The 15390-nt window shown below is 53.6% G+C and carries 15 protein-coding genes; 9 read left to right on the forward strand and 6 right to left on the reverse strand.

The annotated features are described in order from the left end of the window. Positions 1 to 242 precede the first annotated feature (242 nt). A complete protein-coding gene (recQ, locus tag AC51G0_RS17925) occupies positions 243 to 2090 on the reverse strand; it encodes an ATP-dependent DNA helicase RecQ (RefSeq protein ID WP_496300045.1) in 1848 nt (615 codons plus the stop codon). A gap of 295 nt (positions 2091 to 2385) precedes the next feature. Here recQ and rarD point away from each other — a divergent pair, with 295 nt between their 5' ends. The 4 genes from rarD (at position 2386) to ggt (ending at position 6866) form a co-directional block, all read left to right on the forward strand. After that, a complete protein-coding gene (rarD, locus tag AC51G0_RS17930; RefSeq protein WP_496300046.1) occupies positions 2386 to 3297 on the forward strand; it encodes an EamA family transporter RarD in 912 nt (303 codons plus the stop codon). 144 nt (positions 3298 to 3441) lie between these two features. After that, the gene (locus tag AC51G0_RS17935) at positions 3442 to 4230 is read left to right on the forward strand and encodes a helix-turn-helix domain-containing protein (protein ID WP_496300047.1); all 789 of its coding nucleotides are present in this window, start codon (positions 3442 to 3444) and stop codon (positions 4228 to 4230) included. Between the two features lie 84 nt (positions 4231 to 4314). Next, positions 4315 to 4983 (forward strand): LysE family translocator, encoded by a 669-nt coding sequence (locus tag AC51G0_RS17940; RefSeq protein WP_496300048.1) that lies wholly within the window; start codon positions 4315 to 4317, stop codon positions 4981 to 4983. A 116-nt stretch (positions 4984 to 5099) separates the two neighbouring features. Beyond that, positions 5100 to 6866: a gamma-glutamyltransferase gene (gene ggt, locus AC51G0_RS17945; protein WP_496300049.1), complete on the forward strand. Its 1767-nt coding sequence runs from the start codon at positions 5100 to 5102 to the stop codon at positions 6864 to 6866. Positions 6867 to 6967: 101 nt separating this feature from the next. On the opposite strand, the gene uvrD is transcribed toward ggt, so the two are convergent. Next, positions 6968 to 9139: a DNA helicase II gene (uvrD, locus tag AC51G0_RS17950; RefSeq protein ID WP_496300050.1), complete on the reverse strand. Its 2172-nt coding sequence runs from the start codon at positions 9137 to 9139 to the stop codon at positions 6968 to 6970. Between the two features lie 334 nt (positions 9140 to 9473). On the opposite strand from uvrD, the gene AC51G0_RS17955 reads away from it, so the two are divergent. Genes AC51G0_RS17955 through AC51G0_RS17975 form a run of 5 tightly spaced genes read left to right on the forward strand, consistent with a single transcriptional unit; the run spans position 9474 to position 12113 of the window. Further along, positions 9474 to 9740 carry a BufA1 family periplasmic bufferin-type metallophore gene (locus AC51G0_RS17955; protein WP_496300051.1) on the forward strand — a complete coding sequence of 89 codons (267 nt, stop codon included), beginning with the start codon at positions 9474 to 9476 and terminating at the stop codon, positions 9738 to 9740. A 39-nt stretch (positions 9741 to 9779) separates the two neighbouring features. Next, a complete protein-coding gene (locus AC51G0_RS17960) occupies positions 9780 to 10043 on the forward strand; it encodes a BufA1 family periplasmic bufferin-type metallophore (RefSeq protein WP_496300052.1) in 264 nt (87 codons plus the stop codon). Between the two features lie 24 nt (positions 10044 to 10067). Continuing rightward, the gene (gene bufB, locus AC51G0_RS17965; protein WP_496302011.1) at positions 10068 to 10904 is read left to right on the forward strand and encodes an MNIO family bufferin maturase; all 837 of its coding nucleotides are present in this window, start codon (positions 10068 to 10070) and stop codon (positions 10902 to 10904) included. Beyond that, positions 10882 to 11655 carry an HvfC/BufC family peptide modification chaperone gene (locus AC51G0_RS17970; RefSeq protein ID WP_496300053.1) on the forward strand — a complete coding sequence of 258 codons (774 nt, stop codon included), beginning with the start codon at positions 10882 to 10884 and terminating at the stop codon, positions 11653 to 11655. The genes bufB and AC51G0_RS17970 overlap by 23 nt, the downstream gene beginning before the upstream one ends. 2 nt (positions 11656 to 11657) lie before the next feature. After that, on the forward strand, positions 11658 to 12113 hold the full coding sequence (locus AC51G0_RS17975) for a DoxX family protein (protein WP_496300054.1): 456 nt from the start codon (positions 11658 to 11660) through the stop codon (positions 12111 to 12113). Between the two features lie 63 nt (positions 12114 to 12176). Here the strand turns inward: AC51G0_RS17975 and yigB are convergent, their stop codons facing one another. The 4 genes from yigB to dapF are packed head-to-tail and all read right to left on the reverse strand — an operon-like array spanning position 12177 to position 15383. Then, entirely contained in the window at positions 12177 to 12893 is a 717-nt protein-coding gene (yigB, locus tag AC51G0_RS17980; protein WP_496300055.1) for a 5-amino-6-(5-phospho-D-ribitylamino)uracil phosphatase YigB, read from the reverse strand. A 50-nt stretch (positions 12894 to 12943) separates the two neighbouring features. After that, complete coding sequence (xerC, locus tag AC51G0_RS17985; RefSeq protein ID WP_496300056.1) at positions 12944 to 13858, reverse strand: tyrosine recombinase XerC; 915 nt, start codon at positions 13856 to 13858, stop codon at positions 12944 to 12946. Further along, positions 13855 to 14556 (reverse strand): DUF484 family protein, encoded by a 702-nt coding sequence (locus AC51G0_RS17990; protein WP_496300057.1) that lies wholly within the window; start codon positions 14554 to 14556, stop codon positions 13855 to 13857. Before AC51G0_RS17990 ends, xerC begins: the two co-directional genes overlap by 4 nt. Then, positions 14553 to 15383, reverse strand: coding sequence for a diaminopimelate epimerase (gene dapF, locus AC51G0_RS17995; RefSeq protein WP_496300058.1), 831 nt, complete (start codon positions 15381 to 15383; stop codon positions 14553 to 14555). The genes AC51G0_RS17990 and dapF overlap by 4 nt, the downstream gene beginning before the upstream one ends. Between the last annotated feature and the right edge of the window lie 7 nt (positions 15384 to 15390).

A 15390-nucleotide genomic window follows, 5' to 3' on the forward strand; every position in this document is an offset into this window, starting at 1 on the left:
TAACCAAGTGTTTCTATGCGTATCAAGCAATAAAGGGGCTATAGCCAGCACCACAGTATTCATGTTTTTATAAGGTCGTTGCCTAGTTAGCGGAAACACATCCCGTCGGTTTCCGTTTCCCAGGCTGCAGGTGATATTAACATTCTCACCAAATACGCAAGCTGTTTTGTAGCGAACAGAACATACTCGTTATGTTTTTAAACGCATTTGTACCGGACTCGGATTGTCCGGTATTTTTTTATCTAGCGCTCGTCAATACCGGCCATCAGGTGATCTTCAATCACATTCAAAAACGCATTGCCATATTTCTCCAACTTACGGTGGCCGACACCGTTCACCGCCAGCATCTCACCCGCCGAGGTCGGCAGCATTTCTGCCATTTCCATCAAACTGGCATCGTTGAAAACCACATAAGGCGGCAAATCTTCCTCATCGGCAATGGCCTTACGCAGCTTTCGCAGTTTGGCAAACAGCTTTTTATCATACTGGCGGTTGGCCAGCTTGTCGCTTTTTGCACTGCGCGTGGCGATGTCCAACCGTGGTACCGCCAGCTCTAACTCAACCTCGGCACGCAATACGGCCCTGGCCTTTTCGGTCAGTTGCAGTGTCGAGCTGCGGACAATACTTTGGGTTAGAAAACCACGGTGCACCAGCTGGCGTAAGATACTCACCCAGAATTCATGGCTGTGCTCGCGGCCTATCCCATAAGTGCTCAGTTTCTCGTGGCCGTGCTCGCGGATCCGCTGGTTCTGCATCCCGCGTATCACATCCACGACATGGTTGATACCAAAGCTCTGGTTCACCCGGTAAACACAAGACAAGGCTTTCTGGGCAGCTTCAACGGCGGCAAACCGCTTGGGCGGATCCAAGCAAATATCACAGTTGCCACACGGCTCCTCACGGTATTCACCAAAATAATTGAGCAACACCTGACGTCGGCAGGTCTGCGCCTCGGCAAAGGCCCCCATTGCATTGAGCTTGTGGCCTTCCACCTGCTTCTGCGGCCCTTCTTCCTTTTCGTCCAGGCAACGGCGCAGCCAGGCCAGGTCCGACGGGTCGTAAAACATCACCGCTTCTGCAGGCAGGCCGTCTCGACCAGCACGCCCGGTTTCCTGGTAGTAGGATTCGATATTGCGAGGGATATCATAGTGCACCACGAAACGGACGTTGGGCTTATTGATCCCCATCCCGAATGCCACAGTTGCGACCACAATATGGATGTCATCACGCTGAAAACCTTCCTGCACCCGTGCTCGCTCATCATGTTCCAGGCCAGCATGATACGCGGCCGCCCGGATCCCGCTATCACAGAGCTTTTCGGTAATTTGCTCAACCCGTTTGCGGCTATTGCAATACACTATCCCGCACTGGCCACGTACCCCACCAAGGTAACGGGTCAACTGCGACATCGGCTTGTACTTTTCCTGCAAGGTATAACGGATATTCGGCCGATCAAAACTGCCCAGGTAGACATGCGGCTCGACTAAGCTAAGCCGGGATACAATATCATGGCGGGTCGTTTCATCCGCCGTTGCGGTCAGCGCCATGATCGGCAGCTGGTCAAAATGCTGCTTCAGCGACCCAAGAGCGGCATATTCCGGACGGAAATCATGCCCCCACTGAGAAATGCAGTGTGCCTCGTCGACCGCCACCATACTGAGCGGCATGTCATAGAGACGTTCCAGAAAATCCCGGGTCAAAACCCGCTCGGGTGAAACATACACCAGCTTCACCTCACCGTCCTGCATCGCACGATATGTCTCCTGCATCGCTTCGCGGGACATCGTCGAGTTAAGGTAGGCTGCCGCCACCCCGTTGGCACTGAGCTGGTCAACCTGATCCTTCATCAAGGAAATTAATGGGGAGATAACGAGTGTCAGCCCTTCACGCATCAGGGCCGGAATTTGATAACAGAGCGACTTACCGCCACCGGTTGGCATGATCACCAAGCAGTCCTGGCCATCAGCCACCGCTTCGATCACCTCCTGCTGGCCAGTACGAAAAGCCTGATAGCCAAACACATCCTGTAAGATCTGCTCACTGGCCGAGAGAGAAGCTGGCTGACAAACGGCGGCGCTGCTAGATGACATAAATCGACTCTTTAATTGACGAGCTGGCTATTCTATACCAATAAGATCGCCGATGTGAACGGACGCGAGTCGCTCATCTTGTCAGCCGTGACTTTGGCTCCTCCCAAATACCTCCCCCTTTTTCCCTTAAACTCAATCAACAACATCCACTATTCGGCAACTGGTAAGCCCAGTGATAATCATCAAAAGTTCCGGGTGACATCCATACTGAACACGTTTTATACTGCCCTCGCATACACTTTTAGAAAATCCTTTTAATTTGTAATAATTTTATAAAATATCACTCTAGGATAAAATGGACCAACAAGCCAATCAAACCCAGCGAGGGGTCATACTCGCCCTTGGCGCCTACACGATGTGGGGCATTGCACCTATTTACTTTAAATCCCTACAGCATGTCAGTCCGTTGGAAATTCTCAGTCACCGGGTGATCTGGTCATTCTTCTTCCTGGCCGGGCTTATTGTTATCGGCAAGAGCTGGGGCAAGGTCCGGGCAGTACTGCGCAAACCGAAAATGCTACTGATGCTGGTTGCTACCGCCTTTCTGGTGGGCGGCAACTGGCTCATTTTTATTTGGGCCGTCAACAACAACTTTATGCTCGATGCCAGCTTAGGTTATTACATCAACCCGCTGCTCAATGTCATTCTTGGCATGTTCTTTCTGGGGGAGCGGCTACGTCCGCTACAATGGCTGGCCGTCGTGCTGGCAGCCTGCGGTGTCGCCGTACAGCTGATCCAGTTCGGCTCCCTGCCATGGATTGCCCTGGCCCTGGCTGCCAGCTTCGGCCTCTACGGGCTATTGCGGAAAAAAATTAACCTGGATGCAGGAACAGGCCTGTTCATGGAAACCTGTATCTTGCTCCCCCTGGCCTCGATTTATGTACTGCTGATCGCTGATAGCCCGACGGCCGACTGGACAGCCAATCCTGCCAGTACCAACTTATTATTGGTCGCCGCCGGTATTGTCACGACCCTGCCCTTGCTGTGCTTTACCGGGGCGGCGACCAAGCTAAAACTGTCGACGCTCGGGTTCTTCCAGTACATCGGCCCAAGCCTGATGTTCCTGCTGGCGATTACTGTCTACGGTGAAAACTTTACCGCCGACAAGGGCTATACTTTTGCCTTTATCTGGGGGGCATTGGTACTGTTTAGTGTTGATGGCATCAAGGGCCATCGCCAGGCGAGAAAACATGCTCAAATGAGCTAGTACTACCGAGCGATTTGCAAACGTTCGATACAAGCGGCTTGTCACTTTTTTACAAGCCGCCAACCATCGTTTATGTTCTACTGATTGCCTCACTTTTTAACGGCACTCTGCGCCATCCGCCTTCAAGCGGTTATGGGGATCGGGATGAACACTGTCAACCACCGTAAATCCTGTATTGATGACATCAACCTAATTGATGCGCACTACCAGAGCTTTGCCTTCAAGCGCCATTACCACCTTGATTATCACCTGGGCCTGATCACCGACGGCCAGCAACAATACTATTTCAATGGTGCCCGCCATCAGGCAGGTGCCGGACAGCTGGTGATCATGCCGCCTGATGAAATTCACGACGGCCAGCCACAGCAGCAGGGCTACAAGGTAAAAGTGTTCAGCATCGCTCCCGACTGGCTCGATCACCAGGCCGATGAATTGTCGGGCAGTCGCCAAGTCCACTTTCCCCAGCATAATGTGACCGACAGCCAGCTATTTTGTCAGCTCAGCCAGCTGCACACCCAGCTTGCCAATCCGCATTTCCCCCAGCTGGCCAAAGACTGTATGCCGATTGAATACTTTTCCCGGCTGCTCGGCCGCTATAGCCAGATCCGCCCGCAGCATGTCGTGCCACTAGGAAGCAAAGATCTCCACCAGCTTCGAGACTACCTGATGGCCAACCTGGATCAGAAAATCAGCCTCGACAGCCTGGCCAAACAGTGTGATCTGAGTCCATCCCAACTTTTGCGCCAGTTTAAGAAGGCAACCGGTATGACCCCTTATGCCTGGCTGGCCCGCCTACGCCTGGAACATGCAATGGCCCTGCTCAAGGCTGGCTACAGCAGTACGGATGTCGCTTATTATGTTGGCTTTTACGATCAGGCCCATTTCACCCGTACCTTCAAGCAGACCTTTGGTGTGGCTCCTTCAGAGATCTAATCCCGCGCTGTTAATTTTTTACAAGCACTCTTTACTTCGCCAAGGCATGCTAGCCCGTGTTAAACCACCACTGGATAAAATGCAATGAACGAAGTCACGACCCTTGCCACCTTACTCACCGTCCATGTTATTGCCCTGATGAGCCCCGGGCCTGACTTTGCCCTGGTGGTTCAAAATGCGGGGCGCTATGGACGCCAGACCGGTATTACTATTGCACTCGGTCTGTCTCTGGGGATCCTGATCCATTCAATCCTTAGCCTAACCGGTGCCAGCCTGCTGATCCGCGAGCAACCAACATTGTTTGCTCTTTTGCAGGCTGCGGGAGGCGGTTACTTACTGTGGCTAGGGAGCGGTGCTGTCAAAGGTGTACTGAAACTAGCATGGAGCAAAGTCGACAACAGTAGTGGCTCTCTAGCCCCTAATGCCTCCCAACAGCACCTCGTTGGCAACCGCAAACAGGCATTGGCCAAAGGCTTTACCACTAATATCCTTAACCCCAAAGCACTGGTCTTTTTCCTGAGCTTGCTCTCAACCCTGGTTCCTGCCGAGATGTCAGTGACCGGTAAAGTCACCGCAATCAGCCTACTGTGGCTGACCTCATTCCTGTGGTTTGCCCTGCTGGCCTGGCTACTGACCGGACAGCGGCTACAGCAAAAATTGCAACAATGGACTCCTGTCATCGACGGGATCTGCGGCCTGCTGTTTGTCTCTATCGGCAGCATGATCCTGCTCCGTCTGGTACTGCCAGCCTGATCGTTACCCAAGAGTAAATTGTTGATTGCGAGCACAAAAACTGAGCAACAATTAGACAGGTACGGGTTCTGCTCTTACGCTATCGAAGCACCCAGTATGCGAAAGAGGAATAAGCCATGGAGTGGAACACGTCCCGTCTGGCCGTCGCACTGGCAGCCTGCCTGCTAGCACCGACAGCCCTGAGCAAGGAAACCAGCAAACAAAGCGCCGACCAAGTTGCCCCCGAGGCGGCAACCGGGATCAGCCAGCAGCAACAGGTAAGCGGCAGGGAATGGATGATCGCCAGCGCCAACCCTTATGCCAGCGAAGCTGGTGCCGCGATGCTCAGGCAGGGCGGCAATGCCATTGATGCCATGGTCGCGACCCAACTGGTGCTCGGACTCACTGAGCCACAGTCCTCCGGCATTGGCGGCGGTGCGTTTATGGTGTACTGGGATGCAAAAGAAGAAGCCCTTATGACCTTCGATGGGCGCGAAACAGCCCCGTTTGCCGTCACCCCACGCCTGTTTCAGGATCAAACCGGCAAGCCGCTGGCCTTCTATGATGCCGTGGTCGGAGGCCGATCCGTCGGTACACCGGGTACGGTCAAGCTGATGTGGCACACCCACCAGCGTCACGGCAAGCTGCCTTGGCGCGACCTGTTTGAGCCTGCTATCAAGCTTGCCAGCGAAGGCTTTGTCGTCAGCCCGCGGCTGGCCACACTGGTCGTTAAGGATCAGGAAAACCTCCAGCGCTGGCAGGCCACCAAAGCCTACTTCTTCAATGAAGATGGTAGCCCGATCCGTCCCGGGCAAATCCTCACCAATCCGGCCTATGCCGACACCCTCAGCCAGATTGCCGAACGGGGAGCCAGTGCGTTTTACCATGGCGACATTGCCAAGGACATTGTCAGTACCGTGCGCAATGCCGAAGGAAACCCCGGCGTACTCAGCGTGATGGATCTGGCTACTTACCAGGTCAAAGTGCGGGAGCCTGTCTGCGCCCCATATCGCCAGTTCAAGATCTGCGGCATGGGGCCACCCAGTTCCGGCGCACTCACCCTTGGCCAGATCATGGGTATGCTGAGCCACTACCCTATCGATAAGATGGGGCAAAGTGACGTTAACAGCTGGCGCCTTCTCGGGGATGCCTCGCGCCTGGCCTTTGCCGACCGGGGCCGCTACATGGCAGACAGTGACTATGTGCCGATGCCGACCGACGGCCTGATTGATCCCAGCTATCTTGAGCAGCGTGCCAGCCTACTAAAAGGTGACAAAGCCATTGCGACGGCCGAGCCGGGCCAGCCTGTCTGGTCCCATGCTATGCGCTACGCAATGGACGAATCACTGGAGCTTCCCTCCACCAGCCATTTTTCCATTGTCGACAGCGATCGCAATGTCGTTTCGATCACCACTACTATCGAAAATGGCTTCGGTTCGCGGCTGATGGTGCGCGGCTTCTTGCTCAACAACGAGCTGACTGACTTCTCATTCCGTAGCCACGTTGGTGGCAAACCGATAGCCAACCGGATTGAACCAGGCAAGCGCCCGCGCTCGTCGATGGCACCCACCATCGTGATGAAAGACGATGAACCGTATCTGGCCATTGGCTCACCAGGTGGCAGTCAGATCATCGGCTATGTGGCCAAAACCCTTGTCGGCTACCTCGACTGGGGCCTGGATCTGCAGCAAGCCATCAACCTACCCAATATGAACAACCGCTTCGGGGCCTTCGAACTGGAAAAGGGTACAGCAGCCGAGCAGTGGGCACCGAAACTGGAACAGCTGGGCTTTGAGATAAAAATCAAGGATCTCAATTCGGGAGTACAGGCAATCCGAATTGATGGCAAGCAACTCACCGGTGCAGCCGATCCACGCAGGGAAGGCAAAGTCGTGGCCCAATAAGCTATCGCTAACAAGCTCTCAAAATGGCCAATAAACAAAAAGCCCGCCAATGCATCAGCATGGCGGGCTTTCTCTATAACAGGATCTCGGATATCAGCAAATTACATGGGTTCTAGCTTGGCATACTGGGTCACCAACCACTTGATCCCTTCACCATTGAACGCAACCTGGACTCGGCTCTGGGCGCCACTACCTTCAAAGTTGATAATAGTACCTTCGCCAAACTTCGGATGCTGAACCCGTTGGCCCAGGCTAAACCCTGTCTGGTTGAAATTATCGTTCACCTGGGTCTGGCTGAAACGGCCACTGCTGGCCGGGCGCGATACTTGCGCCTTCATCCGTACTTCTTCCACGTATTCGGTTGGAATTTCACGAATAAAGCGTGATGGCTTGTGGAAATTATCTTTGCCATACAGGCGGCGCATTTCCGCATAGGTGATATACAGCTTCTGCATCGCGCGGGTCATCCCCACGTAGCACAGGCGGCGCTCTTCCTCCAGGCGGCCCACTTCTTCAGTCGTCCGCGAGCTTGGGAACATCCCCTCTTCCACACCCACCATAAATACGACAGGGAACTCCAGGCCTTTGGCGCTGTGCATCGTCATCAGCTGCACCGCATCTTCGAAGTCATCCGCCTGGCCTTCACCAGCTTCCAGTGCCGCATGGGACAGGAAAGCCGCCAGCGGCGTCATTTCTTCCGCTTCTTCCGGTACTTCAAACTGGCGCGTTGCCGTTACCAGCTCTTCCAAGTTTTCAATTCGCGCCTGGGCTTTCTCGCCTTTTTCCTGCTCGTACATCGCACGCAAACCAGAATTACGGATCACCTCATCGGTTTGCTGGAACAATGGCAAGTCGCGGGTATCATCTTCAAGCGCATTAATCAGCTCAATGAAACGGCGCAACGAGTTTGCCGCACGGCCAGCCAGTACCTGCTCTTCCAGCAAAGCCACACTGGCCTGCCACATGGTCGCACCGCGGTCACGCGCTGCCAGGCGAATAGTTTCCAACGTACGGTCACCCAGTCCCCGGGTCGGGGTATTCACCACCCGCTCAAAGGAGGCATCATCATTACGGTTCGACATCAAGCGCAGATAGGCCAGCGAGTCTTTAACTTCCTGACGCTCGAAGAAGCGCATACCGCCATAAATACGGTACGGTAAGCCCGCCTGGATCAAGGCTTCTTCCAGTACCCGTGACTGGGCATTGCTGCGGTAAAGGAAAGCCGTCTCGTTCAGGGTCCCGCCCTGTTCGCGCCATTCTTTAATTTTGCCAACGGCAAAGCGCGCCTCATCCAACTCGTTAAACGCCGAATACAGTGAAATCGGCTCACCCTCAGCACCTTCGGTCCACAGGTTCTTGCCCATCCGCTCGTTGTTATTGGCAATCAACTCGTTGGCAGCATTCAAAATGTTACCGGTCGAACGGTAGTTCTGCTCAAGGAAAATCGATGAAGCATTGGTAAAATCACGCAGGAAACGCTGAATGTTTTCGACCTGCGCCCCACGCCAGCCATAAATCGACTGATCATCATCACCGACGATCATCACATTGCAGTCAACCCCTGCCATCAGGCGCAGCCAGGCAAACTGGATGTTGTTGGTATCCTGGAATTCGTCAACCAGGATATGCTTGAAGCGTGCCTGGTAATGTTCACGAATATGTTTGTTATCACGGATCAGCTCAAAGGCCCGTAGCAATAGCTCGGCAAAGTCCACCAAACCAGCACGGTCACAGGCTTCCTGGTACGCGGTATACAACCGCAGCCAGGTTTGCTCAACCGGATCGTTGAAGGTATCGATATTGGCAGGACGCAGCCCTTCATCTTTTTTGCCGTTGATGTACCAAGCCGCCTGGCGGGCCGGCCACTGTTTTTCATCCAGGTTCTGGGCTTTGATCAAACGACGGAGCAGGCGCATCTGATCGTCAGAATCCAAGATATTGAAGTCATCGGGCAGACGTGCATCCAGGTAGTGGGCGCGCAGCATGCGGTGGCACAGGCCATGGAACGTACCGTTCCACATGCCAGCCGACGAGCCCTGCATCAGTTCGTTGATCCGGCCACGCATCTCGGCCGCCGCCTTGTTGGTAAACGTCACCGACATAATTGAATACGGTGAGGCCTGCTCAATCTGCATCAACCAGGCGATACGATGGACCAGTACGCGGGTCTTGCCACTGCCCGCACCTGCCAGAACCAGGTGATTACCTAACGGCGCAGCCACCGCCTCTCGTTGCTTGTCATTAAGGCCATCTAACAGGAGTGAAGCGTCCATCGTTACCTACTGGTTATTTATACAATGCTGATGATTATACCAGCTCAATTCAAGAATGCCTCGAGAACTTAATACTCTCCCGGTGATTCATGCAATCCCACCGCCAACCTGCCCAGCAGTTTGATAATTCATCAGTTTCAACCTTTTGCCTCAGAGTTTTTGTTCTATGCTTGGAAATGGCGGAATGTTACACGCCAGAAAAAAAAGTTAAGAAAGAGTGAAATAAAAAACCTGCTCGCCCTTTCTTATGTTCCGAGAGCGCAATAAGCGCCACGAATAACAAAAGGAAACGTTGCTGCAAGCAGCAACAGTCAGCGTATAAAGAGGAATGATTATGAAGAAGACAACCAATATTGCCCTAGCAACTGCTGTGACTGGTCTTATCGCGCTAGCAGGTACCGCCATGACCACGTCGACCGCGGTTGCCGCCGAAGCCAAAGAGAAATGCTATGGCGTAGCGAAAGCCGGGAAAAATGACTGTGCGACCAAAACTAGCTCTTGTGCCGGTACAGCCAAAGCCGATGGCCAGAAAGATGCTTTCATCATGGTTCCAAAAGGCCTGTGTGACCGTTTAGCCGGTGGCTCAACATCGTCGTCTTAATGACTGCCACACACTGTTAGCCCAAGCTAAGGAATTGTTATGAAAAAGACCAATATTGCCCTGGCCTCTGCAGTAACAGGCCTCATTGCTCTCGCTGGTACTGCAATGACCACCTCGACTGCCGTTGCCGCCGAAGCCAAAGAGAAATGCTATGGCGTTGCCAAAGCGGGCAAGAATGACTGCGCCACCAAGACCAGCTCCTGTGCCGGTACATCGAAAACCGATGGCCAGAAAGATGCCTTCATCATGGTGCCTAAAGGCCTATGTGACCGCCTGGCAGGCAGTTCGACAGAGGCTAAATAAGTGGGCAGCTTAGCACAGCACCAGATGGTTGGGGTGGGGTTACGCTCCCCCCACATCTCTCAGGTTCTCGAGCAGCAACCGGATATTGGCTGGCTGGAAGTACACAGTGAAAACTACTTCATCACCACTTCTACCGCCCGGCAGCAGCTGCGGCAAATCGCCGAACATTATCCAATCAGTTGCCATGGTATCGGTTTGTCCCTCGGCTCTGCCGATCCGCTAGATCGCCAGCACCTGAGCCAGCTCAAACAACTGGTTGACGAAATCAACCCGATAGCGGTATCGGACCACCTCAGCTGGAGTTCTGTCGATGGGCAGTTTTTCAATGACTTGCTGCCACTGCCCTATACCGAAGAGGCTTTGACTCATTTTTGCCGCAAGGTTGAGCAGGTCCAGGATTTTCTCGGCCGCCAGATGCTGATCGAAAACCCGTCCAGCTACCTAAGCTTTGCAAGCTCAGAGATCCCCGAGTGGGAGTTCCTGCATCAGGTGCAGCAACGAACAGGCTGCGGCCTATTGCTCGACCTGAACAATATTTATGTCAGCGCCTTCAACCATGGCTTTGACTGTGGCCAATACATTGCTGCTCTGGATGCCTCGGCCGTGAAAGAGCTCCACCTCGCAGGGTTTACCGTCAAGCAGTTTGAAGACGGCGAGATCTGGATTGATACCCATAGCAAACCCGTGAGCGAACCGGTTTGGCAACTCTATCGCCACTGGGTGCAGCAACATGGCTTAACCCCGACCCTGATTGAGTGGGATCTCGATATTCCTGAGCTCTCTGTCTTGCTCGCGGAAGCCGACAAGGCGCAAACAATTATTATGCAGGAGGCGCAAGATGGACACCTTATCATCCCCTGACAGCACACTGCATCAATTGCAGCGGGAGTTTGCCGAGGCGCTGCACTATCAGCCCAGCGCCGTGACGGAACAGATCGCTGACGGTCAGTTTCCAGCCGAGCAGCTGATCCAGATCTACCGCAATAATTTCATTATCAGCCTGTCGGAAATTCTTGAGGTGGTTTACCCCTGTGTCAAAGCCGTGGTTGGCGAGGAGTGCTTCAGCCAGATTGCACGCCAGCACGTCCTGACACACCCGCTGCAACAAGGCGATGTCAGCCATTACGGGGAAGAGCTTTGCGATACCATAAGCCACCAGCCAGAACTGGTTGCAGCTGTCCCCTACCTGGCCGATCTGGCCAGCCTGGAGTGGTATCTCGACCGCGCAGCACATACGCCAGCCATCGACAGCCAGTTCCCGTTCCATAAACTGCAGCAGCTGACCGAAACCAATTTACCCCAGCTACGGCTCGAGGTTCCGGAGCCCACTTTCTGCCTTGATTCCGACTACCCGGTCGCCACTATCTGGCAGATGATCACTGATAACAAGATTGAAGAAATCGATCTCAGCCAACCTGAATCTGCCGTGATCCAGCACCGTCCGGATCAAATGATGGTGTTGAATACCCATCAGGGGGCGACCGGACTGGTTCGGCTCAGCCAGCAGCAAGGCTGCCTTGGCGAAGCCTCAGAGAGCATGCTGGCGATGCTCGGTGAACTGGTCCAGCAACAGATTTTTTCCGACATCCATGGTCTGCCAAAGGGAGAGTGAGCATGCTGAGTTTTATGAAACAAATCGATGGCGTTGCCCAACGTATTACCGAACCACTCATTCCGTTGCTACTGTTGTTTACCCGGCTCTGGGTTGCCTGGGTGTTCTTCAAATCAGGAATGGTGAAATATTCCAGCTGGGACAGTACCCTGTACCTGTTTGAGTATGAATACCAGGTACCGCTGCTGCCGTGGCAGCTTGCAGCCTATATGGGCACCGCAGCCGAGTTGATCTTGCCGATTTTCTTAGCCCTGGGCTTATTCACCCGCCCGATGGCACTGGTTTTGTTCATATTCAATATTATTGCGGTGGTTTCCTACCCACTGCTGTGGGAAAAGGGCTTTTTCGATCACCAGCTGTGGGGAATGATGATGCTGGTGAATGTCTTCTGGGGGGCAGGACTAATTTCAGTCGACAGGCTGATCAGCAATGAGCCGAAGCAGAGCCTGCTGGAATAACCGCAGCTTCCCGGGATCAAAAAAGGCGATCGATAGATCGCCTTTTTTATTTTTCAGCTTGGGTCAACACAGAGCCAGCAGCTGCGACAAGGTGTGAATTTCCACATCCGGTAGCCACTTCGCCTTGGGTTCGCGATGCAGCTGACGCTGCTGATCATTGTACCAACAGGCCTGGAAGCCATTTTGCTTCGCACCGCCAACATCGGTCACCAGGTGATCGCCGACATGAAGGATATCTTGCGCCGCGACACCCAGCAGGGCTGCGGCCTGGGCAAACAGATCCGGCTCAGGTTTTGCTAGGCCATCTCGGCCGGCAACCAGCACCCGCGAAAAATACTGACCGAGGCCAATCTTATCGGCATCGACATTGCCATTGGTGATCGCCAGCAAAGGCATTTTCTTACCGAGCTCGGCCAACACCCGATGCGTTTCTTCCGGAATATCAACTTGGTTACGAACTACCAGCACCCGCTCCAGCCCTTCTTGTGCTGCTTGCTCAGCCCTTGGCTGTGAGTACCCTAGCTGCATCAAGCCAATTTTCAACACCTCATAACGCCATAGGCTCACATCATGGCGCAGGTAAGGATCTTGCGTAACCAAACGCATTTTCAATCGTAGCCAGTCTTCCCGCGCCACGTTGTGGCTGCACGGGTGGTGCTCTGCCAGCCAGTCATGCATCGCCTGCTCAGCCCGCCGGATCACCGGTCGGTTATCATACAAGGTGTCGTCTAAATCAAAAGTCAGCGCCTTCGGCGGCTGGAGGTTGCGATAAAACTGCATGGCTACCCTCTGTAGAGCATCAACGGGAGAGTGATATATGGTATCACGAGTTAGCGTTTGCCTCGTTTAGCCCTTGGATGGGCCTCATCATACACCTGTGCCAGGTGCTGAAAGTCGAGGTGGGTATAAATTTGGGTTGTCGATAAATTGGCATGGCCCAATAATTCCTGCACAGCCCGCAAATCACCGCTGGATTCGAGCATATGGGTCGCAAAGCTATGGCGCAGCTTATGCGGATTAATATGGCTCGAGACCGCCTGCTTCTGGCCCCACTCCGCCATCCGCTTCTGGACATTGCGGTTGGAAATCCGCTGCCCCAGTTTAGAGACAAACAGGCCGGGTTCACCACTGGCAGCCAACTGGCCCCTGACCTTAAGCCAATGACCAACCCACTCCCGGGCCAAGCCGGCAAAAGGGACAATACGCTCCTTGTCCCCTTTACCAATCACCCGGATATCACCCTTGCTCAAGCTAATATCTCGGACGTCCAGGTTAACCAGTTCCGACAATCGCAACCCGGCACCGTACATCAGCTCCATCATCGCCCTGTCCCGAATCGACAACGGATCGTCTTCATCAACACTGAGCAACTGATCCATCTCGTCAACATCAAGGTTCTTGGGCAATGGTCTGGCTTTGCGTGGCGCGGACACCCCTTTCGCCGGGTTGGCTTTCAACACCCCTTGGCGCACCAGGTAATCCAAGAAACTTCGCAGTGCCGATAGGCGCATCGACAAACTGCTGGCTTTCAAACCATCACGCATGCCCTTGCTGGCTAGTTGGCGCACCCAGCCAGCATCTACAACCCGCCAGTCAGTGACCTCCAGCTCCACCAGCTGTTCGGCCATTGTTGTCAGCTGACGTTTGTAATTCTGCTGGGTATGCAGGCTCAGCTCTCGTTCACTACGGAGGTATTCGTAAAAGCGCTGTAGTGGCTTTTCCAGCCCGGAAGGCAACTGGCTCAATCAATGACCTCGCGGGTATATTCCCAATGATGGATCAAGCGGGTCAGCACCAAGGCCAGCTGTTCAACAAACAAAGTATCCATCGCGGGCTGAAAATGGCCCCCGTCAGCACTGGCAAAACTTAATACACCGATTGGGTGCTCTATACCCAATGGCAGTACCACATAAGAGCCTAGATGCGGCGGCTGGCTAAATAGCAGCCCACTTTCTTGCTTACGTAACCGACCCATATACACCGACCGCTGTGACAAATGGGCAACGCGGAAACTCTCGAAGGCTTTGCGGTCAAGGAACAGGTTGTCATCAAAGCTATCAAACAGCCGCAGGCTGAAATCCAGCCGTAACTGACTGCTGAGCTCTTCCAGGATCACCAGCGCCTGATAAATATTATGGGTCTGAAACAGCTGTTGCTGGGCCCGGGCAAATATTTCAAACAGCTCGCTGTTTTTCCCTGCAGCAGAAACCAGGGTATTAATTTCACCTTCCAGATCACGCACCCGGTGGCGCAGTCTTTCCAGTTGGATTTCAACCAATGACACAACACCACGCTCACTATGAGTAACATGCAACTGCGTCAGTAATTCAGGTTGGCGGGTAAAAAAGTCAGGATTGCTGAACAAGAACTCGGCCACATCCTGATCGGTCAACGGGGTGTCTGCAACCAGCGCCAGCTCACCCAGTTGGGATACATCTGTCATAATACTATTTGTCCATCAAAGACATGTGCTACAGGGCCAGTCATATACAATGGCTTGCCTTCTCCGGCCCAGCGAATATGGAGATCGCCACCCGGAAGACTCACTTTCACATTTTCATCAAGCAGTCCCTGTTGCCGCCCAACCGCGACAGCTGCGCAGGCACCACTTCCACAAGCCTGGGTTTCACCGGCACCACGTTCGAAGACCCGCAATTTCACTTCGCTGCGAGTCAGTACCTGCATAAAACCCGCGTTGACCCGCTCAGGGAAACGCTCATGAGATTCCAACAACGGACCCAAGGTTTCCACGCCAGCCGTGTCGACATCGTCCACTACGGTGACACAATGCGGATTACCCATGCTCACCGCGCCACAGAATACCGTTTTATCACCCGCACGCAAAATATAGGTTTTTTCACTCTGCTTGGCACGAAACGGGATTTTGCCCGGCTCGAACTCCGGCACACCCATATTCACGGTCACCTGGTTATCATTTTCCAGCTTCAGCATCATTTTTCCGCCCTTGGTACTGACAGAAATATGATATTTATTGGTGAGCCCTTTCATCCAGACGAAACGGGCAAAGCAGCGCGCGCCATTGCCGCATTGCTCCACCTCGCTACCGTCGGCATTGAAAATCCGGTAATGAAAATCAGTTTCCGGATCATAAGGCGGCTCTACGACTAACAGCTGGTCAAAACCGATCCCCCGGTGGCGATCGGCTAGCCGTCTGATGGCGTCAGGCGAAAAAAACACATTCTGTGTCACGCAATCCACCACCATGAAATCATTGCCTAAGCCATGCATTTTAGAAAAATTGATCTGCATGATGTCC

It is taken from the genome of Photobacterium sp. HL06 (assembly GCF_059552575.1).

Bases quoted from the DNA above. Each gene is read 5' to 3' on its own strand.
- AC51G0_RS17975 (WP_496300054.1), top strand. From the start codon at position 11,658: ATGCTGAGTTTTATGAAACAAATCGATGGCGTTGCCCAACGTATTACC.
- AC51G0_RS17970 (WP_496300053.1), top strand. From the start codon at position 10,882: ATGGACACCTTATCATCCCCTGACAGCACACTGCATCAATTGCAGCGG.
- AC51G0_RS17960 (WP_496300052.1), top strand. From the start codon at position 9,780: ATGAAAAAGACCAATATTGCCCTGGCCTCTGCAGTAACAGGCCTCATT.
- yigB (WP_496300055.1), bottom strand. From the start codon at position 12,893: ATGCAGTTTTATCGCAACCTCCAGCCGCCGAAGGCGCTGACTTTTGAT.
- dapF (WP_496300058.1), bottom strand. From the start codon at position 15,383: ATGCAGATCAATTTTTCTAAAATGCATGGCTTAGGCAATGATTTCATG.
- bufB (WP_496302011.1), top strand. From the start codon at position 10,068: ATGGTTGGGGTGGGGTTACGCTCCCCCCACATCTCTCAGGTTCTCGAG.
- AC51G0_RS17940 (WP_496300048.1), top strand. From the start codon at position 4,315: ATGAACGAAGTCACGACCCTTGCCACCTTACTCACCGTCCATGTTATT.
- recQ (WP_496300045.1), bottom strand. From the start codon at position 2,090: ATGTCATCTAGCAGCGCCGCCGTTTGTCAGCCAGCTTCTCTCTCGGCC.
- AC51G0_RS17955 (WP_496300051.1), top strand. From the start codon at position 9,474: ATGAAGAAGACAACCAATATTGCCCTAGCAACTGCTGTGACTGGTCTT.
- AC51G0_RS17935 (WP_496300047.1), top strand. From the start codon at position 3,442: ATGAACACTGTCAACCACCGTAAATCCTGTATTGATGACATCAACCTA.
- uvrD (WP_496300050.1), bottom strand. From the start codon at position 9,139: ATGGACGCTTCACTCCTGTTAGATGGCCTTAATGACAAGCAACGAGAG.
- rarD (WP_496300046.1), top strand. From the start codon at position 2,386: ATGGACCAACAAGCCAATCAAACCCAGCGAGGGGTCATACTCGCCCTT.
- AC51G0_RS17990 (WP_496300057.1), bottom strand. From the start codon at position 14,556: ATGACAGATGTATCCCAACTGGGTGAGCTGGCGCTGGTTGCAGACACC.
- ggt (WP_496300049.1), top strand. From the start codon at position 5,100: ATGGAGTGGAACACGTCCCGTCTGGCCGTCGCACTGGCAGCCTGCCTG.